Origin of the sequence: Neorhodopirellula pilleata, from assembly GCF_007859915.1 — a bacterium.
Classification (GTDB): Bacteria; Planctomycetota; Planctomycetia; order Pirellulales; family Pirellulaceae; genus Rhodopirellula; species Rhodopirellula pilleata.
Window position 1 is genome coordinate 28,327 of record NZ_SJPM01000007.1, and the last position, 25,542, is coordinate 53,868.

A 25,542-nucleotide genomic window follows, 5' to 3' on the forward strand; every position below is an offset into this window, starting at 1 on the left:
AGCGGCAGATGAGAATCTGGTGTTTTGTTCCACCGTTTAGGTTGGCATATCGTGGCACGGCGGTCCCCGCCGTGTATCACGGTGGGGACCACCGTGCCACGATGATAGGCACCCGAAAATCTTGTTGGAACAAAGCACTAGCTTTTGCGATTTGCCCGCTTGAAGCTTTACGGGGATGTAACGAACTCTTTGGGGAGTTCGTACTTGCCTTTGGACGCTTCCCGGGTCGTGACCAAAATCTTCGTTTCGTCGCCTTGACCAACGACCACCCATACAAGCGCCTGTTTAGGATCGGCCGGGCCGGTGGCGGTTTTGTCTGGGTTCGCGCCGAGCACCAAGTCGGTCAAAACCGTTCGCAGCGGAACGTCGGTTTTGGAGAAGTTACGGACCTGCTGGTTTTGAGTGATTCCCATCAGTTGCAGATCGCCACCGATGATCTCCACCGGTGGCATCTTATTACCCTCGGGTAGTTCTTGGGAAAACTCGCTGATGATGGTATCGACCGCGAATTGCAACGACTCTTGGCCGAACGAAATCGACATCGGACGGTTGAGCATCTGTTCGATCGTCAACTTTTCGGTCGGTGCCGGCCCCGTTGCTGCTGCGCTCGTTGCAGTCGTGTTGGACGCGAGCAGCGTGGCCAAAGTGATCTGTGGCAATGCCATCGGCGGCAAATAAGTATTGAAAATCACGTCGCGTTCAAAGATCATCGAACGCGTTTGATCATCAGCGAACGCCCACATCGTCGGCAAGCGAGAGGCGAGCAAACGCCAAGACGGATCGATCTCGCGCGTTACCAAGAAATCGTCGGCGGACGTCGGCGCCCCATCGAGTCGTTCGGCGATCTTGGTCCGCAGAGCGACCGGATTGAGGCCCGGCGCGGTACTCAATCTCGCTTCCACATACGTGGCTTGGTCCTTCGAAAGGGCGACCCGCAATAAAATGCCGCCGCATTCGGGGATCAACGCACCGCGAATCCAGTCTAATAGCGGCGGGGCTAATCCCGACACCCAACCACGCGCGTCGGCAACTAAGAAGTTAGGTTGGGTCATCAACGCGATCGCGTCGCTCGGTTCGGCATGGTTCCACAATTCCTCCAGTTGACGAGGTAGTAGCACCCGAGAACCTTCGACTTCGGCGACTTCCGTGATTTGGTCGATCGTTCCGACCGCGAACGCCGTGACTTGACGTTCGCCACCGGCCTCCTCATCGACGGCGTTGGGGTAGTAGGCGAATCCATCGGGTTCTTCGCTGGCAAACAAGGTTACGCCGTCTTTGCCGCGAGCTTGGGATACTTTCCAGGCCTCGGTCAGTTCCTCGAGCGGTCGAGGTTCCTTCAAATGCACCGCCAACGCCACCTCCGGAATGCCATCGGTTCCCGGAAACCAAGCCATCGCGATCAGCCGAACCGAATCCAACGGGACAACGATCCGCTTTTGAAGAGCGTCGAGCAAAGGGGCAATTTCCGGATCAAACGTGTCTCGCAATCCTGTTGCGACCAAATTGGGGTAATCGATCGTCACGATCGCCGCAGGACCGGGAGGCAACAAGATCGTCGGCGGCAGTCGATTCGGATCGGTTGTTGCCGCATCAGCGAGGGCCGACGGAGGAGCCCACAGCATCGAGTCGTCTTGAAACACTTCGATCGAATCGGAAGCGGCATCCGTTGTCGTCGCAGCCTTCGGAGGCGTCGGTGGTACGCTCGATCGTGGCGTGGCGGGTCTTGGCGTGGCGTGGCGGGGCGTCGGCGATCCGGTGACTGATGGAATGACGGCGGGGATCGGCGGCCGAATCCGTTTGGCGACCGGACGCGGTGCATTGGGATCGTGCAGCGCATTGGCCACGATCAATAAGAAGATCGGGATCCACAGGCTGTGCAAGACGTACCAGGTCGTGCGCCGTCGACCCGAGCGGCGGCGGGGTGCCGGCTCAATCCATGGCGATGACTCGGAGGGGGTCGCCGGTTCCGCAGTTTTCGCAGCGGTTTGATGGGAGGGTGTTGGTGCCGTAACGCGGTCGGTCGCCGGGGTCCCTTCGTCTGGAGGCATCGTCACGGCTACCGGCACCGGACTCGGTTTGGTGGCAACCGGAGCGGTTGGTTCGGACGGCGTGGCGGGGACCGGAACGGAGGCCGGAGCAGGTTTGGGAGCGGGCTTAGGTTTGGGCTCGGCCTTCGGTTTCAAATCCGCTTTTGGTTCCGGCTTGGGATTTGGTTCGGGGTTCCGAGCGGGTTCGGGTTTAAGTTTGGGTTTAAGTTCGGGTTTAAGTTTTTCGGGAGCCGGGGTTGAAACTGGAGCTGGGGGCGGGGCGGTAGCTGATAACGCTGCGATGAATTGGTCGATCGTGGCAAATCGTTGGGAGGGGTCCTTGGCCATCGTGTAGGCGAGCACGCGGAACATGGGATCGCCGGCGGCGCCTTGAGCGACCGCGCTGGCCAACTCGGGTGGATCAAAATGGAGTTGGCGGGAGCGGATTTGATCCTCCTTGGCGGCCGCAAAGGCGTGCGAGCCGGTCCGCAATCGGTACGCGAGGCAACCCAGCGAGTACAGGACGCTGCGTTGATCGACGTCACCTGCTACGTCATCGGCGAGTCGTTCCGGAGGCGTGTATAGGAACCGCGACTCGGTCACGCGAATCGAATGGGGGAAATCAAAAACGCCTTGCGAGAGCAGGTCCACCGGGTCGATCCAAACCAACGGTTGATCCGGATTACCGATCCAAATTCGGTCTGCCGATGCGACCGGAAACACGCGGCCGGGTTGTTTGGCGAATTCCCAAGCGACGGGAGCGAGGCGACGAATCAACTCCACGATCCGCTCGATCGGCCACTTCGACGTTTTCTTCAGAGAATCAGCCAAGACCGGACCGCGAGGCAGGGGCGCAAACAGACCGATCGTATCGACAGATTCGCCGATCGGAATCGAAACCTTGCGGTGCCCCAAGGGTCCACCGGCCAGCCCCATCATTTCAAACGCGGGAAGCCCGGGGACCGACTGGGCCGCGAGACTCCTCAATCGATCGCCGTCTTGGGCGTTAAGTCGAGAAGGCACGATTTGCAAAACCAAACCGGGGATGGGTTCGGATGATGGGCCGGTTGCCCCTGGTTGACCGGCGTCACGGGTGACGGCCAACCAATGCGGAAACGGCTCGGGCGGCGTTTCGCCGGACTGAGTAAGCGGTGCGATCCGCATTTTCGGAAACCGAACCGAATTTTTTGGGTCGTCCGAGCCGACGATGTCCGGCGATCCATGGATCAGGCTGGATGCTTGAAAGGGTAGCAATCGTTTGGTTGCGATGCACCATTTTGCGAGCTTCAACGGATCCGACGGGGGCGTTCCCTGATGATCTTGGGCATATTGGGCCGCCCAAAGGCGCGGCGTAGCCGGATCGGCCAGTCCGCTGGTGATCAATCGTTTCCAGAAATCGACGAGGCTGACGGGCATGAAAAGCCAATTGAAACGAATACAAGGACCACAAAGGAACATCGGCGGCAAAATTCACGACCCAGTCTATTTCGTCGTGGCCGAATATCCCAACCTATCTTCTCTTAATCTATTGTGTGCTACGAGATGAAGGGACGCCCCTAAAATCATTTCATGAAACACACATTGCCTCGCGTTCCGAACCACACCTTGACTCGAACCGCAATCAGCTGAGTGAACCCTTGAATATCGTTTATCTGACTACCGAAGCGGTACCGTTTGCCAAGACGGGGGGGTTGGCCGATGTGTGCGGTACTCTGCCCAGTGTCGTGGCTGCCGCAGGGCACCGATGCGCGATCATCATGCCGGCGTTTGATTCGATCTATCGAACCGAAATTCCGATCGAGCCGACCGACGTGAGTTTCGCGATTCAAATGAGCAAGGACAAACTCGTCGGCGGCCGGTTGCTGCGCAGTCGTCTGCCGTGCGGGACCGTGCCAGTGTTCTTCGTCGACCAACCGCAGTATTTCGGTCGGCCAAACTTGTACGGCGACGCCTCGGGTGACTATCCCGATAATGCCGAACGATTCATTTTCTTTTGCCGGGCGGCGATCGAAATCATGAAACGCTTCAACGCTCCGATCGATTTGATTCAATGCAACGATTGGCAGACCGCGATCGTGCCGGCGCTGCTGCACGCGGGCAGCGACGAGGACGGAGTGATCCCACATCAAGCCGACGACCCACAATTCAAATTGATCGACTTCGCTCCCGAAGCGGCGAGCTTCACGTCGTCGGTGAAATCGTCCAATGATGCCCCCGGCCGCGCCAACCAAGGCCGCGCACCTCGCCTTTCGGGCGACACCCCGACGATCCTTTCGATTCATAATTTGGCCTACCAGGGCGGTTTCCCGGCGGACCAGTTTCCCTGGACCGGATTATCCTGGAGCCGCTTTCGCAGCGAATCGTTTGAGTTTTATGGCAGCCTCAACTTTCTCAAGACCGGCGTCGTGACGGCTGATCAAGTCTGCACGGTCAGCCCCACCTATGCAAAAGAAATCAAAACACCGTTACACGGTTGCGGGTTGGACCCGATCTTGAGAAGTCTTGGTGATCGCGTCAGTGGTATCATCAACGGGATCGATACGGTGGTGTGGAACCCCGAAACGGATCGGCATTTGGTCCGCAATTACAACGTCGAGACATGGGGCAACAGTAAGGTCGAAAACAAGCTCGCCTTGCAAGCCGAAGTCGGTCTCCCGCAAGATCCGGACATTCCTCTGATCGGTTTGGTGGGACGTTTGGCCGATCAAAAAGGTTGGGATTTGATTTTGCCGGTCTTACGGCAACACCTCGTTCAACACCGACCGACCCAGTGGGCGGTCTTGGGAAGCGGAAATCCCTCGATTGAGAATGAGTTGCGTTGGTTGGCCGATCAATATGATCACCAGCTCGCAGCGTACATCGGCTTCAGCGATGCGCTCGCCCACCGCATTGAGGCCGCCTCGGACCTGTTCTTGATGCCCAGTCGCTACGAACCGTGCGGATTGAATCAGCTGTACAGTTTGCGTTACGGTACCGTCTGCGTCGTGACCGCAACGGGAGGATTGGTCGACACGATCGTCGACACAAATCCCGACACGATTGCCGACGGAACCGCGACCGGATTCAAGATGAAATCGTACGATGCGTCGAGTTTGGACCGTTCGATCGGGGAAGCCCTCCGAATTCGATACCACGAACCGGAAATTTGGAAAAAAATTGTGACGACCGGGATGAAGTCCGACTGGTCCTGGCGGAAGAGTGCGAGCCAATACGTTGATCTCTACGCTCGAACGATTTCCCTTAAACGGCGCCACTAGACCAGCGGTTTGGAACACGATTCGTTTCGCTAGCAATTGCCCCTGTTCATTTCCCAAATTGCCGTATATTGGGGATTGCAGCTCACCGATCGGGGGTTGCGGAAACTCAACGCCATCACGTACATCGTCGGGAACGAATCATGGCAATCTCTCGCGTCGAACTTCGAGCAGACCGCTTAAGCCGACGTCGAGATAGTCGTTCGCTGCGTGTCAGTCGTCAAACGATCGAACCGGTGGACAACCCCGCCGATACCATCGCGGGGATCGTGATCGATACCGAACCCGCCCCTCCCCATGCCCCGTCCGCCGATCGTGGTGCCACTGCGGCGACCGCTTCAGGAACCAAGGGGTATCCGAAATACCAAACGTCCGATGCGAGTGGCGCGATGGATGAACGTTTACGTCGCGAAATGAATCTGACCCGCTCACTCAACGAAGAGAAAGATCGGGAACGGCATCAAGATCACCTGGCATCACCGCATACCAAAAAAACGATCGTCTCCTCGCCTGAAGCGACCCCGACACGACCGACTACGTCGGATAATGAGTTAGAACAACCCGTGGCGGTTGACCCGCTCATCGCGACTTCGGGTGTGTCTTTGAACGCGGAAGTTCTTTCCAGCCACGGTCCGATCGCGACGGACTCGATTCAAGCCGAAAAACGATCCGAATCATCGGTCCCCACGGCCGGACAATCGCGGATGGACTTGATCACCGGAGAATGGACGCTCTACGCGACAACCCGTTCGCAGCGTCCGGACCAATTCGCCAACATCGTAGTTAAACCACCGCTGGCAACCGATTGCCCATTTTGTTGTGGGCAAGAACATCGCACTCCCAATCCGGTCTGGTCGGCAAAGCTGGATGATGATGACGAAGAGTCGGGTGATTGGTCGGTCCGAGTGGTTCCCAACCTGTACCCCGCCGTCACGCACGACCAGGCGTCGGTCGAAAATGCCCGCGACCGCAACAAGACCGGCGATGAAGAATTGCCCAGTTCGGCACGTCGTCGTCGAACGATGGAAGCTGGGCGTCTTGATTCGGTGAGTTTTGGTGCTCACGCCGATGCGATCTTCAAGACATCGGTCGCCCCCCAAAGCCCTCTGCGAAAAACGGAATTGTTTCCGTGCGAACCGGCAACGGGCGGCCATGAGGTGATCATCGAATCGCCTCGACATACCGAATCCTTTAGCGAACTGAACACGGCCGAGATGGCCCTCGTCTTCGCCGCCTACGCCGAACGAATTCGACATTGGCAAACCGTCGCGGGCATCCATCACGTTAGCATCTTTAAGAATGTCGGTCGTGATGCGGGAGCGTCGTTGCAACACAGCCACAGTCAATTGATCGCGACGAGTCGTATCCCAACCGTCGTGCAGCAGGTAACCCGCCGCCTGCAGGCTCACTACGCCCGGACCGGATCGTGCCTGCAATGCGACCTTGTACGCGGCGAGATCCAAGACAAAACTCGCCTGGTCAGCCAGACCGATTCGTTCGTCGCTTATTGCCCTTACGCGAGTCGATTCCCCTTACAGGTTCGGCTGACGTCCAAGGAACATTTGGCGTGTTTCAGCGAACTGCGTCCGAATCAATTGTCGGAGGTTTCGCGGCTCGTTTTGCGAGTGGTGCGTTGGCTCGAAGCATTGCGTCCGGGAACGGCTTACAACGTGTTGTTGCACACCTGCCCGGTGAAATTCGACGGTGACCGCCAATCCCAACACTGGGCATTGGATATCTTCCCCCGACTCTCTCGCCTCGCCGGATTCGAACTCGCCACCGGAGCGATGATCAATCCGATGTATCCCGAAACCGCCGCCAAAGCGTTCCGCGAACAAGCGCGCCTGAGCGATCCACGCTACGTCTTGCGTTGAGTATACTGGGTCGCCTGTAGGCTGGGTCGCAGCGATAGCGAAGACCCGGCAAGATCAAAGCTACCCGCTCAACTTCTTAAGCTTAAACTTAAACGTAAACTTAAACTTAAACGTAAACGTAAACTTAAACCCTCTGCACTGCCGCCACTAATAGCGCGGCTCGAATGATCGTCGGCGTTTAGGTTTAAGTTTAAGTTTAAGTTTAAGTTTAAGTTTAAGTTCAAGCGACTCTGCCGGGTGTTCGTCGCAAAGCCTCCTCCACCCAGCCTACTTGTTGTTACAAACTTCCCCACGATCTGCGAAAAAAACGATGCCACATTCTTTGTACCGCTCCGCGCGGTTGGGCCTGATTGTCTTGTTGCTCATTGGCGGTTTCGGTCTGCATTTGTCCGCTAATGATTTGTTGGTTTTCGAGCCCGCCGAAAACAATACCAACGGCAAGCACATTGTCTTGATCTCCGGCGACGAAGAATATCGCAGTGAAGAATCATGCCCGATGTTGGCCAAGATTCTTTCTCAACATCACGGCTACCGGTGCACCGTCTTGTTTGCGATCGACAAAGCCACCGGCTACATCAATCCTTACCAGATCGACAACATTCCCGGCACGTCATCGTTGGCCACCGCCGACCTGTGTATCTTGGCGACGCGGTGGCGCACGCTTCCCGACGACCAGATGCAGCCGATCTTTGAATATTTGCAGGCGGGCAAGCCGTTCATCTCGCTGCGTACCGCGACCCACGCGTTCAAGAGCGGGCAATATGGTGGCTACGATTGGAAGAACTTCGGGCTGAACGTGATCGGCGAAAATTGGCATTCCCATCATGGCCAACACAAAGTCGAAGGCGGCCGAGGTGTCATTGTGGAAAAGAACGCCGATCATCCGATCCTGAATGACGTCAGTGACATTTACACGCCGTCGGATATTTATGGAATCGCCAACCTCGATCAAGAAGCCGCCACCGTCTTGTTGCGTGGTCAGGTGCTCAAACATCTGGATCCTGCGGCACCGCCGACCGCCGAAAAGAACGATCCGATGATGCCGTTGGCTTGGCTGAAAGACTACACCGCGCCTTCGGGGACGAAAGGGCAAGTGTTCGTCACCACAGCCGGTGCGGCGGTGGATTTTCGCAGCGAAGATTTGCGTCGTTTGATCGTCAACGCCAGTCTGTTTCTCACGGGCGAGGACGTTCCGTTGAGCGCCGAGGTTTCCTTCGTCGATCCGTTTGAGCCGTCGTTTTTTGGGTTCGTCACCGGGGAAGCCTATCTCGAGCGGCAACTCCGACCGAGTGATTTCGGTTTGGGCAAGGCGACCAGTGTGTATCCCCCGCAATAAAACAATCGGCGTGAAACTGGGGATTCACTCAAAACTTTCAAAAAGACTCAAGTTTTGCCCCATCCACTGTTCATTGGGGTTGTGATCAGCGAGGAACATCGGCGAACATCTCCGGTGCGACGCGCAACGAATGCGGTAGCGAAGCCACTCGGGAAAGGATTTCCTGGCATTCGCCTTATCTGCGTCGCACGAACCCACTCGATTCGTCCAAGGAGGGACGTAGCGTGCTTTTGAATTCTTGTTGGCACAGCCTATTCTGCTGCGGTTTGCGAATCGCGTTGACATTTCGAATCGCGGTGACATTGTTCATCGGCTCGTTCGCGATGGCCCAATCTGGCCCCTTGATGGCCGATGCGATCCTGATGGAGTTCAGCTCAGAACATTGCCCGCCGTGTCGAGCGATGCAGCCCGTTGTTTCGGAACTCATCGCTCGCGGTGTTCCCGTTCGACAAGTCGACGTGGCCGCAGAACCGCAACTGACGCGACGTTTTCAAATTCGCAGCACGCCGACGTATGTTGTCGTAAGGGACGGTCAAGAGGTCACCCGGCTACTCGGAACGCAGTCGATCGAGCAATTGCGAGACGCCTTGCAACAAAGTTCGTCCGGTCCGATTGTTCCTACCCGCAGCGAGTTTGCACCACTGAACAACCGCCGACCGTCGGAGATGCCCGAGCCGCAAACTCGTCTGGCACCGCTGGCCGGCGGTGCGGCCGCGCTGACTAGCGCACCGACTCGCTCGGTCCGCCGTGAACTCGATCAAACTTTCGCTCAACCGGCCAGTTCTCAAGCGAATTCGCTACCGGCGATGTCGGGTGAACCGATGCCAAATGCCGGATTGGCTGGCGCAGTGGAACGCGCCCAAGCGGCAACGGTCCGTTTGCGTGTTTATGACGGACGAGGTTATGGTGCCGGTACTGGGACGATCATCGATGTGCATGGCGAAGAAGCCTTGGTGCTGACATGCGGTCACTTGTTCCGCGATGGAGAAGGAAGCGACAAGATCGAAGTTGACGTGTTCGTTGGTGGACAGCCCAAAACAGTTGCCGGCCACCTTGTTGATTTTGATGCCGGCGATCGCGACATCGGTTTGGTCGCCATTCGGCCTGGGATTTCGGTCCAAGCGGTCGAAGTCATTCGAAAGGACGACGTCATTCGCGTCGGGCAGACCGCGTTCAGTTTCGGATGCGATCGAGGTGATGACCCATCACGTCGAGATACCCGAATCACGGGCGTGGACAAATACAATCAAAACATCGGTGCATCGAATTTGGAAATCTCCGGTGCACCGATCGATGGTCGCAGCGGCGGTGGTCTATTCGATGAACGTGGACGGTTGATCGGGGTTTGCAACGCAGCCGACTACAAGTCCGACATCGGGATCTATACAGGTCCTCGTTCAATCCAGTGGCAGCTCGATCGCGTTCAACTCAGTCACCTGTACGCTCCCGGTGCTGAAGGTTCGGTCGCCTCAGTGGTGAACGAAGTGACAGAACCAACGAACGACTTCGGACGTTCGTCAGCGCGTGAGACCGACGATGTATCGCTAGCCGGTGCTTTTTCCGACGGCGGCACCATCCATGAACCGACGAACGATTCAGCGACGGAGATGATCGTGATCCTACGCGACCGAAATGGGAACACGCGAGAGCAAGTCCTAACGCTCGATCGCCCCGACGCGAATCTAGTCGAACAAATCCGCCAAGCAGCCATTCGCCGCTAGCGGGCTGTTGATTTAGTGCACGATTGGGCGTTTTCGTTTAACGGCAAGCCGCAGGCGTCTGCGTTCTCAAGCTCTGTCGCCTGCGGCTTGCCGTTAAACGATTAAACCGACAGCCCGCTAGCGGCGTGTTGATTTAATCGTAACCCGAAGCGTTAGCGAGGGATTCATCGCTATTAAGTTCTTTGTATGTATCCCTCGCTCACGCTTCGGGTTTCGATGAGGACTAAATCAACAGCCCGCTAGCGGGCTGTTGACCAAACCCTCGTTCGAAAATGATCCATCGAATCAGCCGCAACGCGATAGCGTGCGGTTTTCGGAATAACCGAACGCTATCGAGAACGTCTCGCTTAACTCAGTTGTTTTTCCAAACACTGATCGTGAAATGTCACAGTTGGTTCCCAGGCTCGCGCCCTCTTGATACGCCACATCTTTTTTGACCCCCACGAGCTCGTCTCGTGGGTGAATAAGGTTTGCAAGCTAAACAACGAGGCCTCCCAACCTTCCGATTTTCACTTGTGCTCGCCGCTTCAAGCGGCGAGCACAAGTGAAAATCGGAAGGTTGGGCGAATTGCGGCTTGTGTCTAGCTTGCCAACCTCGGCTTCCTGCCAGACGAGCTGGCAGGGGAGCAATTCATGAGGACTTGTGGCCTATAAAAAGGGCTCACGCCTGGGAACGAGCCATCCTTGCCCGACCGCAAGGAATCCCTCGCTCACGCTTCGGGTTACGATGCAAACTAAATCAACAGCCCGCTAGCCCCGGTTGGCGGTCGGTTAACCGCCGCTGACGCGTTACGGCTAATTCAATCTACATGCCTTCACGCCATCGGATCACAAGACTTGCGTTCATCAGTATCGCCGAATGCCAGTTCGATGGCTCGATCGAATCGTGACCGCAACAACTCCATCTGATCCGCACTGAGGCTTTGTCCGGCGAGGCTTCCCAGGTGAAGGCCGATGATCGCAACGGTCCCGAGCGGGATGAGCAATAGCGCTGAAGGCGAATAACCGAGACTCCATTGCACGTAGCCGACGATCGCGGCGAGCGACATGAGAATCGCGACGACGAAGTAAAATGCGATGAACATCGTCCATATCTCCGGCCGCGGTGAAAATCTGGCGAACAATTGCGAGCCGTCGTCGGTTTCGCTGAACTGAGCCGACAAATGCGGCGACCAGAACCGGCGACTGGTTGATTCAATCTTGAAGTCGAATACCGTCCCGGCCGACTCGGCGAACCCACGCAACTCTTCGCTGGCGATCGCGTTTCGCAACCGGGAGATCGCCGTCTCTTTGTCGACTCGGACGTCGACCGTGAATGCCGGCTGCAGGACAAACAGCTTCATGTTGGGGACTCGGGTGATGGACGTTCGGCGATTGGTAGTCTCGGCCGAAACTCTTGGCGAGTTTCGCTACCCTCAAGCCGGTTTAGGATCGCCATTCATGATAGCATGGTGTGACTCGTCTGGAGATGGATTTGTTCGGTTTGCTTTTCATGATCGTGGTTGTCGCGTTGGCCGCCGCCTATCCGGCGATTGCGGGGATCGCGGCGATTTGGTTCGCACTGGCCACCTCGAGTTGGCTGCATCGTTTGGCAATGCTTTATGCGACCTGTTTAATCTTAGGATTAGGGATGGCCGTTGTCGGCCAAGCCGACGAACGCACCACAGCGTTTGTCTTCGGATGTCTGTTGTTGATCGCGGGATGGTCGCGCGACCCCGGAACTTGGCAAACGACGTTCATGTCCATCGGCGTCTTTCTGATGCTTGTCGCCACGTGGTTCGTTTTGGGACGAGAAGCCGATATGGGTTGGATCATTCGCGGCACTTGGATCGTTGGTTTGATTAGCACGGTCGCACTGGGATTTCGAATCCTCGGTTACCGCTTGCTGCCGTTGTCGCCACTTGATGCCGAATCCACGATGCTAGTGGGGACGGACAAGACTTGGAACGAGATTGTCGTGGAGCTTGATCGCACGATCGGACCGTCCGACACGCCCGAGCAAGTACATGAGGCGGTGACGAAACTGGGACTGGGTGGTTGGACGTCACAGATCGAAGGGGAGTACCTCCGGCTGAGCGGTCGGATCCCGATCGGCCGCACCTTTGATGGCCGCCCCGAACGGGTTGCCCGGCTGATGTTTCAAGAAAGGGACGGCGGTTGGAAGGCTCGGCCGGCGAGGATCGATGAAATCATCGCCGATGCCTGGGTGGGAAGCCGATTCTCGATTTCGCAGATGATGGTATGGTCGGCCGCCATCGCATCGTTCATGGCGTTTTCAAAATGGTTCCAAGCCGACTTTCCCTCTCCCGTCGACTGGAACTACGGGCCAGGAGTGGCGGTGACGCTGTGCTTAACCAGCCTGACAACGGCGTTAGGTGTCCTTTGCCTGCCTCCACGTCGAGCCGTGATCCTTCGTTGCGTGATCGTTGGGCTCGCGGCGATTATCGCGGCACCGTTTCTCTTGCAACTGCAAGGTTACCGATTCATGTTTCTGCAGGTGGTTACGTTCTACGGCGCGATCGTGGCGCTGTGGCAGTGTTTCGGATTCTCACTCATCGGCGAACGCGGCTATCGAATCGTGAGAATCCGCACCTAAAAAAGGCCGCCGAGTTGGTCGTCCATTCGCTCGTCGTCATCGGACGAATCCAGATCGCGAGTGCTCGGTTCACCGGCGGCGCTTGTGGATGCGTTGATTTGATTGATTACGACCAACGCATCGAGCGCCGTGATCGCGCCATCGTTGTTGGTATCCAACGTCATGACCGATGGCATGGCGGCTAAGTCGAGATCGTCGCGAGACATCGGGCCGTTGTTATTGAGAAAATTGATCACCATCAATGCATCAACGGCCGTCACGTCACCACTGCCGTTGGCGTCAAGTCGCCGGATGCGTTCACTAGGTTCATCGGGACGTTCGGTCGGCTGGATCAACAATCGGGTGCCTTCAAAGATCACCTGAGTGCCCATCAATTCTGAGTTCATGCCGAAAAGCGTGTAATCCAACTCGGTCCGTTCGACCTGATTGGGTTCCAGTTCGATTCGGCCGACTCGCAATGCCTCGACTTCAAACTTCGCCAACGTTTGTCGGACGCCGGGCACAGTACCGCCGTCAACCGGATCGCTGCCAGCTGAGAAAAGACTCATGACGGCGTATTCGTCGATCACGTAATCGGTGATTTCGGCTTCGCCGAGTTCGCTGAAGTCGTCGCCAACGGTTCGCTGACCGGTCAGACGGAGTTGGCCCTCGGGTAACGATAAATCGAAAGCTGCCGAAAAGATACCCGAGGCGGATCGCTCGCGAAGATCGGTGCCGATCACCTCCAAGAAGAACTTTTGTCCCGGTTGGGCACGCTCGATCGGCTGTCCGTCTTGATCGACAGCCCGAACGGTGATCTTCATCTTCGGTTCGCGATCGATGGGGGTTTCGTCACGAAGAATGCGATACCAAACGACGTCGCCATCCAAATTGGTCGCGTACTGCGCCGTTCCCACCGGCGAACGAAGCAAAAAGACGAGTTCTGCATCCGCACGAGTGAGTTCGCCGGTTACCGGCTCATTCGGCAATGGGTTCGGGATCGGATTCGGCAAACGTTGGGTGCGTTCGAAACGACGCTCCACGTTCACAATGACGACATTTTGAACGTTCGTTTCGAGCTCCGCAGCGGCCGCCGATCGAACCGATTCGCCGATTGCGTCGATTGTTTCTTCGTCAACTTGCCGAACGTGAATATGTACCGTTCCGATTGAAGGTGAATCTTCACTTCCGGTGACGTACCGAAGAGTCAACGTTTCATTGGATTCCACAATGGCCGCCGGAATTCGAATACGTCGATCGCCGACGATCTCAACGCCTTCGGGAGCGTCAAGCAATTCATCAATGGTCAGGCCATTGAAATGGGTGACCCACGGATAGACCATCGTATCGTTGGCAAGGACATCAAGAATGTGGTCGCGTCCGTCGTCGATGACTTGATAATAATCATCGACAGCGATGACTTGTTCGGTGACTTCGTACAGCGGCAGCGAAACGGGATCGTTCGGCGAGTCCCAATCGTAGCGGTAGACTCGGTTCGACGAGGTTACCAACAGATGCTCCGGAGTGAACAGCGAACTCCCCGAGGGAAGCTCGTCAATGAATCCGTCTCGAACAAACGTACCGCTATCGTCCAGCTTTCCGAACAAGAAACCCGATTCGGCGAACTCCGGCCAATACGGCATACCGATGGTTAGATCTGCGGTCAGCACTCCATCAAGTTCGATGGGTCGGACGGCGACGGGAGAATGACGCCAAGATCGAATTCCCAAAGCTCGCGTGTCGGCATCGATCAAGACTAGCTCGCCAAAGCTCGTTGAGTTTTCTTCGGTATCCAATACGTTTTCTGAAATCACTTCGGCCCGAGAGAGGGATATCGTTAAGAGGACCGTTTCCCAAGCGGTCACGACATTCTGAATGCGCCCTTCGGGGCGTTCGGTTTCGAGCACCTCAGTTTCGAGCACCTCGGTTTCGATCGTTCGAGACGCGCGGAACACCATGAGGTCACCGCCAACGTTCACCCCGGAGCCGATCTGCACGTTCTCGGGTAGTTCGACGCGGCGAACCCGATTTTGAGGAAGCACATTGACGAAACGCCCGGTATCCACAATCACCAATGAAAAGGATCCCGTGTTCGATTCTGTATTGAATTCATGATGCCCGAACACCGCGTATTGGGAGGTTAGCTCGATCAGATAGCTCGCGTTCTCATCGACATCGATGGAGCTAAAGAGCGATGGTGATTCGCCGGACAAGTCAAAAACATGAATGCGTGCGATGGTAAAATCATTCGCATCACGCTCGATCGCGATGGCGGATTGACCGTCATCGGCAAAGTGTACGAACGACTCGCCGGAATATCTCACCGCGTCGGATTTCACCATGACACCGTCGACGAGCGATACCCCAAACAACTGCGCTCCCGCATTCGTCGTCGTCGACACGAATGTTTTACCGTCAACGAAAGTGACTTCGGATCGACGCGGCAGCGTTTGAGAAGCGATTCGGTCGAACTCACCGGCGCTGACATCTACGAGCGTCAACAAAGGCTGCAGATCGGTGTTTTCGTGTGGTCGTTGAAGGTTGACTCGTTGCGCATCATCAATGAGTTCGTACGGGATTGGATCGACTGGCAAAACCGGATCGACCCACCATTGGTAATGTTCAGCGAGCGCCAGAGAAAGCTGTCCGTCAGTCAGATCCCACTGCGCGATCGCGCGGTCGAGCGTTTTGGTTGCGAGCGAATGCGTAATCGTTCCGTCGTCTCCTTCTTGAATCTGAATGAGTGCCAAGTCACTCGATGTCATCGGCGAAGGCAACCGATACCAGCCGTAATTGTCTTGATGGCTGCGGGCAACGATCGTATTGCCGTCCACCAAGAGGCTAGCCACTTGGAAATCGAGGTCGATCTCCAAGATCTCGGTCAATCCGTCCGTCTCGCCGTCTTGATCAACTGTTTTTTCGAACACAAACAAGCGGGACACCGGCAGCAACTCCGAGGGTCGACTCTCGGACGCCAACTGGGGATAGAACATCGGCGTGTTGCTCGCCACGATGACACGGTTGCCATGTTCGGCAATCACGTGATTCTCGGGAGGCACGAAATAATCAGCAATCAATAAGCCCGGCGGAACGACGTTCGGGGCCATTGGGCGATTAAGTCGATCCAACGCGTCCGTGTTCGTCGCGTCGCCGTCACTTGGAATCGACACGACCGCAGAAGGCCTTTCCACGTTCATCAGATGATTCGGTGTCCGCTCGGACAGCACTTCGGCTGCCAAAAGCTCCCGTTTTTCCAACGATTCTAAACGAATCGGACGTCGTTGACTCATCTTTCCGCCACTGAGATTCAAGGATCGAATTCAGGGGGAGCTCGTCCCCCTGAATGAGGATTCTATCTCAGATGCGTCCGGCGGTTGGGAAGTTCCGAAGATTTATTTCAGATACTCGATCGCTTTTTGCAGCACGGCGTCGTCGAGTTCGGTGGCCAATCGCCCGTTCTCATCCGGGCGAGCGGCGATGTAGGTCGGTGGTACGACGACATTCGGTTCGACACCGTTGAGGCTGATCGCTCGGCCGCTCGGTGAGTAGAACTTTGCCGTCGTCAAACACAATCCGAAGGTAGCCGATTGCATGCGAAAGATGCCTTGTACGCTGCCTTTGCCGTAGCTCGTCTCGCCGATCACGGCACCGCGTTGGCTGTCCCGGATCGCACCCGAGAAAATCTCGCTGGCACTCGCGCTGTTTCGGTCGATCAGGACGACCATGGGCACATCCCAGGTGTTGGAACGGTGAGCGGTGTAGTCGAAGTTCTCGCGAGCGTTACGACCACGCGTCGTGACGATGCGGCCGTCGGGGATGAACCGGTCGGCCACTTCGACGGCCGCGGATAACAATCCGCCGGGGTTGTCACGAAGGTCCATGATCAACGATCGCATGCCTTCGCGGTGCAGTTTCCACAACGCTTGCTCGACTTCGCGGGGCGTCGTCTTTTGAAAGTTGGTGAGACGAAAATAGCCGACCCCGTTGGAACTATCGATGATGTGGACGTTCTCGACACAGGGGACATCGACGCGTCGACGTACCACCGACAATTCACGAGACCGACCGTCGGCCGAAGCGACCGTCAAGTTGGTCGCGGTGCCTTCGGGGCCACGCAACAAATCTGCGATATAGTCCGGATCATGCTGGTCGGCTCGTTGGGCACCGACCGCCAAGATACGATCGCCTGCGACGATGCCAGCTTCGGCCGCTGGTCCACCTGGGATTACCGAAAGGATCAACAAGCTGTCTTCGCCCGCTTTCAACTCAACGCCCATGCCGACGAAGTTGCCTTCGATGGTCGAGAACATCTCGTCGAGTTGTCCCGGCGAAAGCAGACGGGTGTAGGGATCGAGTGTCGAGACCGCACCGCTGATGTATTCCAGTACCGTGGCGGTGCCAGCGATTCCGAGTTCCTCGTGGGCCAAAGTCGCGACCACGTTCACAGTCGACCGTAGGTCAAAACGACTCTGTGTCGATCGGTCGGCGATGCGATGATGGATCGCTTGGCGAAACGCTTCGATGCGGTCGGCTTCGTTACGGGTGACGACACGGTCGACAAATGTTTTTTCCGTCAAGGCAACTTCCAGAGCCGCGGTTCCGTGCAACAGCACTCGCGACCATTCGATCGTATCGACATAATGAGTTTGCAAGTTAGCAAGGATCTCGCTGTACAAATCGAGTGCTTGCGACGTCGATAGTTCGCGGATCGATTGCAGGTAGGTCTTGTCGTCGTAGCGCCGCTTGACATCGAAGTGCAATCGGCTGATCAGCAACCGCTGGTACAAGACACGATCATCGGGATACGCACGCGTCGCCGATTCGTAATGATCGATCGCGTCGCCCCACTGTTCGGCGCGTTCCAAGGCGAGGCCGTCGGCGAGCGATTGATCACGTGCGGATTGCGACGTCGTAGTCGACGCGATTCCGGAAGGGCTTGTCGCCGCGTCGGGCGTCTGGGCACGTGCGTCTTGTGAAACAACGTTCCAAGCGATTGCCGTCAAGACGGCCAACGAGAAACGCAGGATTCTGCGATGGCGACGGGCGGGACGAACGTGGGGCAACAATTCCATGCGACGATTCCATAGGGAGTGTCACTTGCGGGGCGGCGTGGGGAGAGTGGTCGGGCGAATCGGACGAACGCAATCATGGATGCTTTCGTTGGACTCGCCGAGACAACTTGCCGTGCGGCCACGTCGTCGACACTCCGGAAGACGCGGCTGACAAAACTTAGGTCACGATTGGTGCCCGGTCAAAAAACCGCTTCAGAAAAATTCCGGACTAATCATCCCATCCCGAATCATTCCACTTGGTAAGGTGCGATTGATCCGGTCGGTCCGATCAGACGGAGGCGATGTCGTTCACAAAGTCGGAACGATCCGCCCGCGAGGGAACTTGGCGCGCGTCCGATGCGCAGAAAAACCGGACGAGTCGGTTTCACGATGTTCTCGTGAAACACAAGGTTTCGATAACCTTCAGACGGCCCGATTGGCGTCACTTCATTGATAGACACTGTCCATCCCGAAGGCAAGGATCGCGTCTTTCTTCCTGCCAAAACTGCGGATGAGCATAACTTTATCAGAACAGTGTTCCCCGCCTCGGAAACGGCAGCCAAACACAGCGTCTCGGCAACTTAAACTCCACCCCGGCGCGAGCCTCCCAAACATCAAAGCAGTTGCCGGGCAACCTCCTCATCAACCATCCCGAAGGGATCCAAGCCATTAGCCACAGGTCGCGTAGCGCACCTGTGGAAAACCCCGTTCTGCCACGAAGTACTCCATCGTGCTCGTGCTCAGTGAAACGGTGCTCGTGCTCGTAATCGAAAAGCAGCTTTGATGAACAATCCAATCTTCGACCACGATCGACTTGGTGTTTACCGTCTCTCGATCGACTACGTTGCTGCTGCGTTTGAGATCTCCGCGTTACTCAACGGTTTACGCGACCAATGGGTTCGAGCGGCTCAATCGATTCCGTTGAACATCGCCGAGGGCAACGGCAAGCGAAGCTTAAACGAGTCGTTGCAATGTTGACGCGGATGGCGATCAAGTTTGACGGCGTCGGGGAGTCATCGGTAGACTACGCGGAGTTGATCGATTACGAGCACGAGCACCGCGATGCTGAGCACGAGCACGAACGAAAGCCAGAACCAGGGCGTGCACCTATGCACACCTGAACAATTGAGGCTGACCGAAGATGATTCCTGACCCCACCGACGAAATACGAGAAATTAAACACCGTCTCGGCGCAGAGATGGGCTTTGATGTCCACCGTATCGCGGACGATGTCCGTCGTCGCCAGCGTGAATCTGGCCGCAAATACGTTTCTCTGCCCCCACGCCGTCCTGCATCGATGACGGAGGATAGCCATCCGTTGCACCGGAGCCCTCGGTGGTCGATTCGATGCGAACGCCGCACGGTCATCGACGAATGTACCTTCGCCGCCGCGCCCGCGAATTGATGACGGCATAACCGCCGTTTTTCGATTCCTCTACCTGCGGTCGTTCTTCCGGCTTCGTTAATTACTCGGAACTTGGCGGTTCCAGCTTATCGACCCGCGCTGATCAATCCGATCAGATCCCCGACTGGCGGTTGTTCTGGCCGATATTCGCTGACTGAGCGAAGGCAACCGGCACACAAAAACTACAATAGTACCATCGGCTGGCTGTTCACATTCTGCAAAAGTAGTATGTGCCTCTGCCACAACGGACCAGCCAAGAAAAAGATTCGAACTAAAACCACGCCTCGCCGCGAAGTCAAATCCTTATTGGTTCGCCGCGATCTCTAACGGTAACCGAATCGTTTCAACGTAACGTCGAACCCCATCAGGCAATGAAGTCAACCGACGTCGATCTGTAGAATACTGGATGAACCACCATCCGTCATCTTGTTTCGCGTAGAGCAAGTACTCGGACACGTATGGGTCACCGATCTTTGTGTTCACGAAAGTACGCTCGAACGCCGATAGACCATCAAATTCCCGATGCGTGAAGTCCGCGTTGATTACATGAAATGGCTCTTTGAGAAATCGAACGTCGATCGCAGAGTTTGGTCGTCGACCCGGTGTAGTCCGAGGAATTGCCGAAAACCAAATGTGGTTGCCATCAGGATGCTGGCGATGCCTTTCCGACATCACCTTGTTTTCGACCCAGTTGGGCGGAAGCACCATTGAAACGCCAGTAAAGTTTGTATGCCGCCGAGACTCGTCGGGGGGGTCGGTGGGAAAGGCCCTACCAAGTGGGCCGTCCGGATGCCGAGTTGCCTGCGCTGCCGGGTATAGCAATGCCACCAATCCGCCGATGATTACGGCGACAACAGTCAATTCGGTTTTTGTCGGAAGATGTTTCAACAAAACGTTGTACTGACGATTTGATAAGTCACCAATGTCGGGCAACGAAATGCGTAACTGGGCTCGCGAGAAAGAGCCTCAACTTCAAAAACGGCGACTCGCGTGCTCGGGCTCACGCGATTGTTCGCCGCATTCTTCGAAGCGGCAACGTGTCCACCATTACGATCGACGCCAACGACATCTTATCAAACGCCTTAAGTGCGAGCAAATCGCGAATGACGAGCATCTAGCATGTTCGATGTCGGCGCTCACGTACCAGTAGAGCAATACCGACAACACAGGCAATTGCAGCAGGTATCTGTGTCATAAACTCCGATCCGGGAACGACGATCCCGCCTGCGACCATACCAACCGTGAAAAGGAGGATGCCAGGGATGTATGACCCATCGTGGGTTGCCGAGGATTTTTCGGCGTTGGTCTGGGCCGACTCTGTCGTAGGTCGATACGGATTGCCGGTTGTCATTCAATGCCTATTGGGAACCAATGCGATTAGGCGCTTTCTCCTCAGTGGTGGGCGTCAGTGTTGCAACCGAGTGGTGTGGTTTTCTTTCGGCGAACGACCCGCATCACGGGGCGGCGGGAGTTGGCGTTGATTGTAAAATTCGCTTGCCACCGCCGCTGCCGTGCATGCAATGGTTCGCCTCCTGGTGTTATTTATAGTTAAGTCGATTAGTCATATGAGAAGTTCGACTTGAACTTCCATGAGTCACCATCTTGATCGTACCAAAGCTCCGCCTTAGTCCAGCGGTCACCGTTTGACGCCATCAACGAATATAGTTTTTCAGCCAGTTGTGCGAGTAAAGGCGTAATCGTGGCAGTACCTTGCTCTTCGCGATGATTCTTAAGTGAGTAATCAATTTTTCGTCCGTCACAGGTAATGGTAAAGACGGCGTTCGTCCAATGTTCCGGGCAACATCCGAGCGATTCAGTTCCGATTTCGTCAAACACCGGTGCGAGTTGCTTGAAAGCATCGGGAACGTGTTCGGGATCAGAAACAGCGTCTGACTTGCGACCAAAGAGTTTCTCGAAGATGCTCACGGGTTTTCCTTTTGGCGAACACCACCGATCACGGAGCGGCCGGTGAAAAGTTGGAAGCTGTAAAAAGTCGTCTTGGCCGCTGCCGTGGATCGGATTGTTCGTCGTGTCCGATGGGATCACGCAATGCGGTTGACATTGCCGCAATCGTACCGATTCGCTCCGCCAACCTCAAGCAAATTTCAGGAAGTGCAATTCCGGACGCCGGAAATCACGAACGTTGAATTAGTGTGTGATTAGTGCAGATTAGCGTTCAGCGCAGCCTGTTTTTCGGGAACACTAATCCGCGCTAATCGAACACTAATCCAGCCCCCACGTCGCAACGGAGTCGTCGACACGACGGCGTCGGTCCTCATGGTCTCCAGCACCGACGAACGGCTAAAATCACGCGGTTGCGGCCAAGTGACTTTGCTATCAGGAAACACGCGATCCGCAACTCGCGTGCATTTTTTTGTTATGCAGATTCTATTGTTAATCTTAGGTGCTCGGGCAGTTGAAGCAATTGCCATTCCCGTTCAACGTCGAGAAACTTTTCGTGTCTGCGCGCTGAGCACTGCTTCGCAATGGCCTTGATGGCATAGGCCGCAGCATGTGGAGAATGTTTTGCAACGTGAGCAGTGGCTGCGGCATGTCCTGCGGCACGAGCTGCAAGGCATGCGGATTCATTATTTGTTTCTCTTGCGGCGGCATGAGACGCGAAAGCAATTGTGCGGGCATCGGTCATTTTGAGGTCACCGCGTGTCCATGCCCGTGCCGCTTCAATTGCCTTTCTTGGCCGTTCGTCGCCTGGAACAGCAGCTTCAAACAGAGGTAGAAGCCGCTCAGCGCAGGCAGCCGACCACAACGCAAGCAATTGATGATCGTTGAGTTCCATCATATTCATGCTCAGTTGCTGTCCTTCTGCATAACGCCACCGATCACGGAGCGGCCTAGTAAAAGTTTGAAGTTTCAAAATAGCGTCTTGGCCGCTGCCGTGGATCGGGATAGTTCGTCGTGTCCCAACGGCGACAGTTCGAACGAGTTTGGCCGCATGTCAGTGTATCGAACGTGGACGAACCAGTGTTCAACGAGCGTTGATTCAGTCCTGGATTCGGGTCGGGGGCGGGCGTTGCAGCACCGACGAACGATGGCCATCACCCGGCACGCGCGAGAAAGGCTTCCATTTCAAAACGGCCGATCGCGTGCTCGGCGTGCAGTACGCCCAACATGGGCGTGATCTTGTGGGGTGCAAGTCCCCTGTACTTAGTTCCGGTTTCTTTCACGACGAGGCAGTATACCAAATGTAACTCTTACGAAAGACAGTACGAGGCGAAGGCAACTGCGGAAGGGTGACCAACCGTGGGGAGGAAGCCTGCGAATGTGCTCGTGAAGCTGGAAAACGCCGAGAACAGTTCTGGTTCAACAATGACCGAATCAGGCGAGGTTTAACGCAAACCGTCCCAGCCACATTCACGCCAAGACCCGCCAGGTGACGAACAGAAACCCGATACGAGGCCGACGACTCGAGGTGAGTGGGCTGCTGACCACGAAACCAAACCGGAAGAACGGGCGCAGGTAGATCGGGCACTTGGGCGGGGACAGATCACGTGTCTCGGTGCGATCGCATCAATCCGCGACGTCCCTTATTTGGGGAGATCTCGATGCGTACCCGTGAGTAGGGCTTGCCCGAAAGGCGGGACGAGTGCGGCAACGCACCTCGTGCAAAGAGAAGTCAGCAGAGGGCATAGTATTCGACCCACGCGGTCGTCGAAGGCCCGAAGGGAACGAGCAAGTACGTGTCCGTTGTCATTCGCGAAAGAATCATCGCCGTACGGCGTTTTCTAAGCGGCATGACAACGGTCCCAATGGCTTGGGTCGTCATGGCAACATGGCGATTTAAAACTCGTGCTCAACCGCCGTATGCGGACCCGCATGTACGGTGGTGTGGGAGGGGTCCCGGGCAACCGGGCCCCTATCCCGATCGCAATTGTTCGGTATCGGCGGCCCCTGAAAACGCTCACCTCCGCCGTCGATGTTCAATCAATACTCCGCTTCCCATAAAGACAATCGTGAATGTAGAGAATGCAGCAAACGAGGCCCAGCGGAACTCCCGTTCCAGAAATGCCTCGTGCGGATTGTCTGGGTTGACGTAACAGGTGACCGTCTTTCCTTGCCGTCGGGCCGTTCCAAGTGCCGAAGTCAGCTTTCGCTTGTGTGTCTTGAAGATCTCGATGTTATTGAAAGGAGACACAGAAGTACATTTTACTTTCGTTCCCTCCCACTCGTATTCGTACTCTGCAAACAGCTTGGTCGACGAGGACGATCTGCCGCGAGGTCCAGTGCTCGATTGGGATCTGAGTTCAACGGAAACGACCGTGGCGTCAGTCGCATTCCATGAACGGGCGCGGAACCAGTTCCATACTGACCACGCATTCAGTCCTGCAGGAATGAGTCCCGCAACAATAAATGCGAAACCAATCCACGTGTTCTTGCGATTGAGTGCCATGAAGGTGAATAAGTCGAGGGTTTACCGTTGACCGAACGCCACCGATGACCGAGCGGTGGCAAGTAAAGTTCCCATCAGGAAGCGGCCGATCCACCGCTTCGGTCCATCGGATTGTTCGCGCATTCTCTACGGTGACCGTCGCGAAAGCCATGCCAACGCAGGAATCTTAGAATCGGAGTCGTCACTATTTCGTGGCAAGAGTATTTCCCGCAATACAGCACGGAGCCATGCCATCCGATCCGATTGCAACAAGGATCCAAACTTGACGCTTCTGTTTGCGGTTATCTCGATGTGTTTATTCGCTCCACCCTCGGATTGCCATGGTGTCGTACCAAACTCAACTGTCTTTACTGCTCTTGCATCGAATCGTTTCTTCCATCGAATGATCCCTATTCCCGTTGCAACATAGGAGTCGAACTCGTCGATGGCTACTTCGACTTTTCCGATAAGGTTCATGATGGCCGCACCGGCCATTCCAACTCCAATCGTTACGAATGGAATGAGGAATACACAGAGAAAAAGCGTCATTCCGAGATCCATTGGTCCGCCATTCATTTCAGGCTTTCCTTCTTTCAGTCCCGGGGCGGGAAACCAATTCGGGAGAGGGCCAACTAGATTAGAGTATAGTCCCGCAATGGCAACCAACACGAAAACCGAGACGATGCTGTTCCAAAAGAGGGCGAATCCAGCTGGAAACAAAAACCCGGCAAGCGATCGTAATGAGGCTGTAGCAAGTACTCGTTCACCGTCCGTAATGACGGAACATCCCGCAGGGGGATGAGCAAGAATCTCGGCAACAGAATCACCAGACACATTTAATTCGGACAGCCTCGATAGCTTGCCGCATTGAGGGCAAAGTGCGACGCCCTCTTTTATGTTGATAGCCTCGAACGAGATCAACTCATCGCAGTCGGGGCACCGTTGCGAACCGAATCCAATCGGTAGCAAGCGTTTCAAGATTCCCGGCATTTATCACCTGCATGCACGAACGCCACCGATCACGGAGCGGCCTAGTAAAAGTTTGAAGTTTCAAAACGGCGTCTTGGCCGCTGCCGTGGATCGGATTGTTCGTCGTGTCCGATGGGATCACGCTACGCGGTTGACATTGCCGCAATCGTACCGATTCGCTCCGCCAACCTCAAGCAAATTTCAGGCAGTGCGCTACCGGATGCCGGAAATCACGAACGTTGAATTAGTGTGTGATTAGTGCAGATTAGCGTTCAGCGCAGCCTGTTTATCCGGAACACTAATCCGCGCTAATCGAACACTAATCCAGCCACCACGTCGCAACGGAGTCGTCGACACGACGGCGTCGGTCTTCGCGGTCTCCAGCATCGACAAACGCCACCGATCACGGAGCGGCCGGTGCAAAGTTGGAAGTCGTAAAAAAGGCGTCTTGGCCGCTGCCGTGGATCGGATAGTTCGTCGTGTCCCAACGGCGACAGTTCGAACGAGTTTGGCCGCATGCCAGTGTATCGAACGTTGACGAACCATTGTTCAATGAGCGTCGATTCAGTCCTGGATTCGGCTCGGGGACGGGCGTTGCAGCACCGACGAACGGTACCGATCACCGGGCGGCGGCGAACGACTCTCCATTGCGAAAAACCCAACCACCGCCGCTCCGGTGCAGTACGCCCAACATGGGCGTGATCTTGTGGGGTGCAAGTCCCCTGTACGTAAGCGTTCTATCTCCCCATGTTGACAGGCGGTTTAGCGTGACAGGTTTGTTTCCACCTCCAGGAGAAAACCATGAACGCGTTTCCCAATCCCGAGCTCGCCAGGCAGTGGCGTGAGCGAATCGAGAGGTTACGTTGTACTTCACCCATCGCGTGATCCTGCTTTGCGTTTGAGTTGGTTGTAGTGAACCGATAAACGTAGCGTTTCACGCGAT

Annotated in this window: 15 protein-coding genes; 6 read left to right on the forward strand and 9 right to left on the reverse strand. The window is 55.9% G+C overall.

What is annotated here, in order from left to right; all coding sequences use genetic code 11:
• Positions 1-167 precede the first annotated feature (167 nt).
• Entirely contained in the window at positions 168-3,443 is a 3,276-nt protein-coding gene (locus tag Pla100_RS30870) for a serine/threonine-protein kinase (protein ID WP_197168007.1), read from the reverse strand.
• A gap of 221 nt (positions 3,444-3,664) precedes the next feature.
• On the opposite strand from Pla100_RS30870, the gene Pla100_RS16805 reads away from it, so the two are divergent.
• The 4 genes from Pla100_RS16805 (at position 3,665) to Pla100_RS16820 (ending at position 10,212) form a co-directional block, all read left to right on the forward strand.
• A complete protein-coding gene (locus Pla100_RS16805) occupies positions 3,665-5,284 on the forward strand; it encodes a glycogen synthase (RefSeq protein ID WP_231603152.1) in 1,620 nt (539 codons plus the stop codon).
• A gap of 140 nt (positions 5,285-5,424) precedes the next feature.
• The gene (locus Pla100_RS16810; RefSeq protein ID WP_146578869.1) at positions 5,425-7,155 is read left to right on the forward strand and encodes a galactose-1-phosphate uridylyltransferase; all 1,731 of its coding nucleotides are present in this window, start codon (positions 5,425-5,427) and stop codon (positions 7,153-7,155) included.
• 310 nt (positions 7,156-7,465) lie between these two features.
• Positions 7,466-8,491 (forward strand): ThuA domain-containing protein, encoded by a 1,026-nt coding sequence (locus tag Pla100_RS16815; RefSeq protein WP_146578870.1) that lies wholly within the window; start codon positions 7,466-7,468, stop codon positions 8,489-8,491.
• Positions 8,492-8,814: 323 nt separating this feature from the next.
• Positions 8,815-10,212 (forward strand): trypsin-like peptidase domain-containing protein, encoded by a 1,398-nt coding sequence (locus Pla100_RS16820; RefSeq protein WP_146579086.1) that lies wholly within the window; start codon positions 8,815-8,817, stop codon positions 10,210-10,212.
• 815 nt (positions 10,213-11,027) lie between these two features.
• Here the strand turns inward: Pla100_RS16820 and Pla100_RS16825 are convergent.
• Positions 11,028-11,555 carry a single stranded DNA-binding domain-containing protein gene (locus Pla100_RS16825; protein ID WP_146578871.1) on the reverse strand — a complete coding sequence of 176 codons (528 nt, stop codon included), beginning with the start codon at positions 11,553-11,555 and terminating at the stop codon, positions 11,028-11,030.
• A 110-nt stretch (positions 11,556-11,665) separates the two neighbouring features.
• On the opposite strand from Pla100_RS16825, the gene Pla100_RS16830 reads away from it, so the two are divergent.
• Positions 11,666-12,808: a hypothetical protein gene (locus Pla100_RS16830; RefSeq protein ID WP_146578872.1), complete on the forward strand. Its 1,143-nt coding sequence runs from the start codon at positions 11,666-11,668 to the stop codon at positions 12,806-12,808.
• Here the strand turns inward: Pla100_RS16830 and Pla100_RS16835 are convergent.
• Together Pla100_RS16835 and Pla100_RS16840 are read right to left on the reverse strand one after the other, a co-directional pair.
• Positions 12,805-16,077, reverse strand: coding sequence for a dockerin type I domain-containing protein (locus Pla100_RS16835; protein WP_146578873.1), 3,273 nt, complete (start codon positions 16,075-16,077; stop codon positions 12,805-12,807). The genes Pla100_RS16830 and Pla100_RS16835 overlap by 4 nt on opposite strands.
• A gap of 102 nt (positions 16,078-16,179) precedes the next feature.
• Positions 16,180-17,859: a S41 family peptidase gene (locus Pla100_RS16840; RefSeq protein ID WP_146578874.1), complete on the reverse strand. Its 1,680-nt coding sequence runs from the start codon at positions 17,857-17,859 to the stop codon at positions 16,180-16,182.
• 762 nt (positions 17,860-18,621) lie between these two features.
• Here Pla100_RS16840 and Pla100_RS31655 point away from each other — a divergent pair.
• Positions 18,622-18,816: a four helix bundle protein gene (locus Pla100_RS31655; protein WP_231603154.1), complete on the forward strand. Its 195-nt coding sequence runs from the start codon at positions 18,622-18,624 to the stop codon at positions 18,814-18,816.
• A gap of 730 nt (positions 18,817-19,546) precedes the next feature.
• Here the strand turns inward: Pla100_RS31655 and Pla100_RS16850 are convergent.
• The 5 genes from Pla100_RS16850 to Pla100_RS16870 form a co-directional block, all read right to left on the reverse strand.
• A complete protein-coding gene (locus tag Pla100_RS16850) occupies positions 19,547-19,726 on the reverse strand; it encodes a hypothetical protein (RefSeq protein WP_146578875.1) in 180 nt (59 codons plus the stop codon).
• Positions 19,727-20,800: 1,074 nt separating this feature from the next.
• Entirely contained in the window at positions 20,801-21,169 is a 369-nt protein-coding gene (locus Pla100_RS16855) for a hypothetical protein (protein ID WP_146578876.1), read from the reverse strand.
• Positions 21,170-21,620: 451 nt separating this feature from the next.
• Positions 21,621-22,049 carry a putative immunity protein gene (locus Pla100_RS16860; RefSeq protein ID WP_197168009.1) on the reverse strand — a complete coding sequence of 143 codons (429 nt, stop codon included), beginning with the start codon at positions 22,047-22,049 and terminating at the stop codon, positions 21,621-21,623.
• A gap of 1,113 nt (positions 22,050-23,162) precedes the next feature.
• Positions 23,163-23,651, reverse strand: coding sequence for a DUF3592 domain-containing protein (locus tag Pla100_RS32445; RefSeq protein WP_146578877.1), 489 nt, complete (start codon positions 23,649-23,651; stop codon positions 23,163-23,165).
• A 126-nt stretch (positions 23,652-23,777) separates the two neighbouring features.
• Positions 23,778-24,608, reverse strand: coding sequence for a hypothetical protein (locus Pla100_RS16870; RefSeq protein ID WP_146578878.1), 831 nt, complete (start codon positions 24,606-24,608; stop codon positions 23,778-23,780).
• Positions 24,609-25,542 lie beyond the last annotated feature (934 nt).

What these genes read in the sequence shown, in the direction of transcription:
- Pla100_RS16810 (WP_146578869.1), top strand. Translation starts at nt 5,425, where the DNA reads ATGGCAATCTCTCGCGTCGAACTTCGAGCAGACCGCTTAAGCCGACGT.
- Pla100_RS16815 (WP_146578870.1), top strand. Translation starts at nt 7,466, where the DNA reads ATGCCACATTCTTTGTACCGCTCCGCGCGGTTGGGCCTGATTGTCTTG.
- Pla100_RS16860 (WP_197168009.1), bottom strand. Translation starts at nt 22,049, where the DNA reads ATGAATATGATGGAACTCAACGATCATCAATTGCTTGCGTTGTGGTCG.
- Pla100_RS16825 (WP_146578871.1), bottom strand. Translation starts at nt 11,555, where the DNA reads ATGAAGCTGTTTGTCCTGCAGCCGGCATTCACGGTCGACGTCCGAGTC.
- Pla100_RS16840 (WP_146578874.1), bottom strand. Translation starts at nt 17,859, where the DNA reads ATGGAATTGTTGCCCCACGTTCGTCCCGCCCGTCGCCATCGCAGAATC.
- Pla100_RS16835 (WP_146578873.1), bottom strand. Translation starts at nt 16,077, where the DNA reads ATGAGTCAACGACGTCCGATTCGTTTAGAATCGTTGGAAAAACGGGAG.
- Pla100_RS16820 (WP_146579086.1), top strand. Translation starts at nt 8,815, where the DNA reads ATGGCCCAATCTGGCCCCTTGATGGCCGATGCGATCCTGATGGAGTTC.
- Pla100_RS30870 (WP_197168007.1), bottom strand. Translation starts at nt 3,443, where the DNA reads ATGCCCGTCAGCCTCGTCGATTTCTGGAAACGATTGATCACCAGCGGA.
- Pla100_RS31655 (WP_231603154.1), top strand. Translation starts at nt 18,622, where the DNA reads ATGAACAATCCAATCTTCGACCACGATCGACTTGGTGTTTACCGTCTC.
- Pla100_RS32445 (WP_146578877.1), bottom strand. Translation starts at nt 23,651, where the DNA reads ATGGCACTCAATCGCAAGAACACGTGGATTGGTTTCGCATTTATTGTT.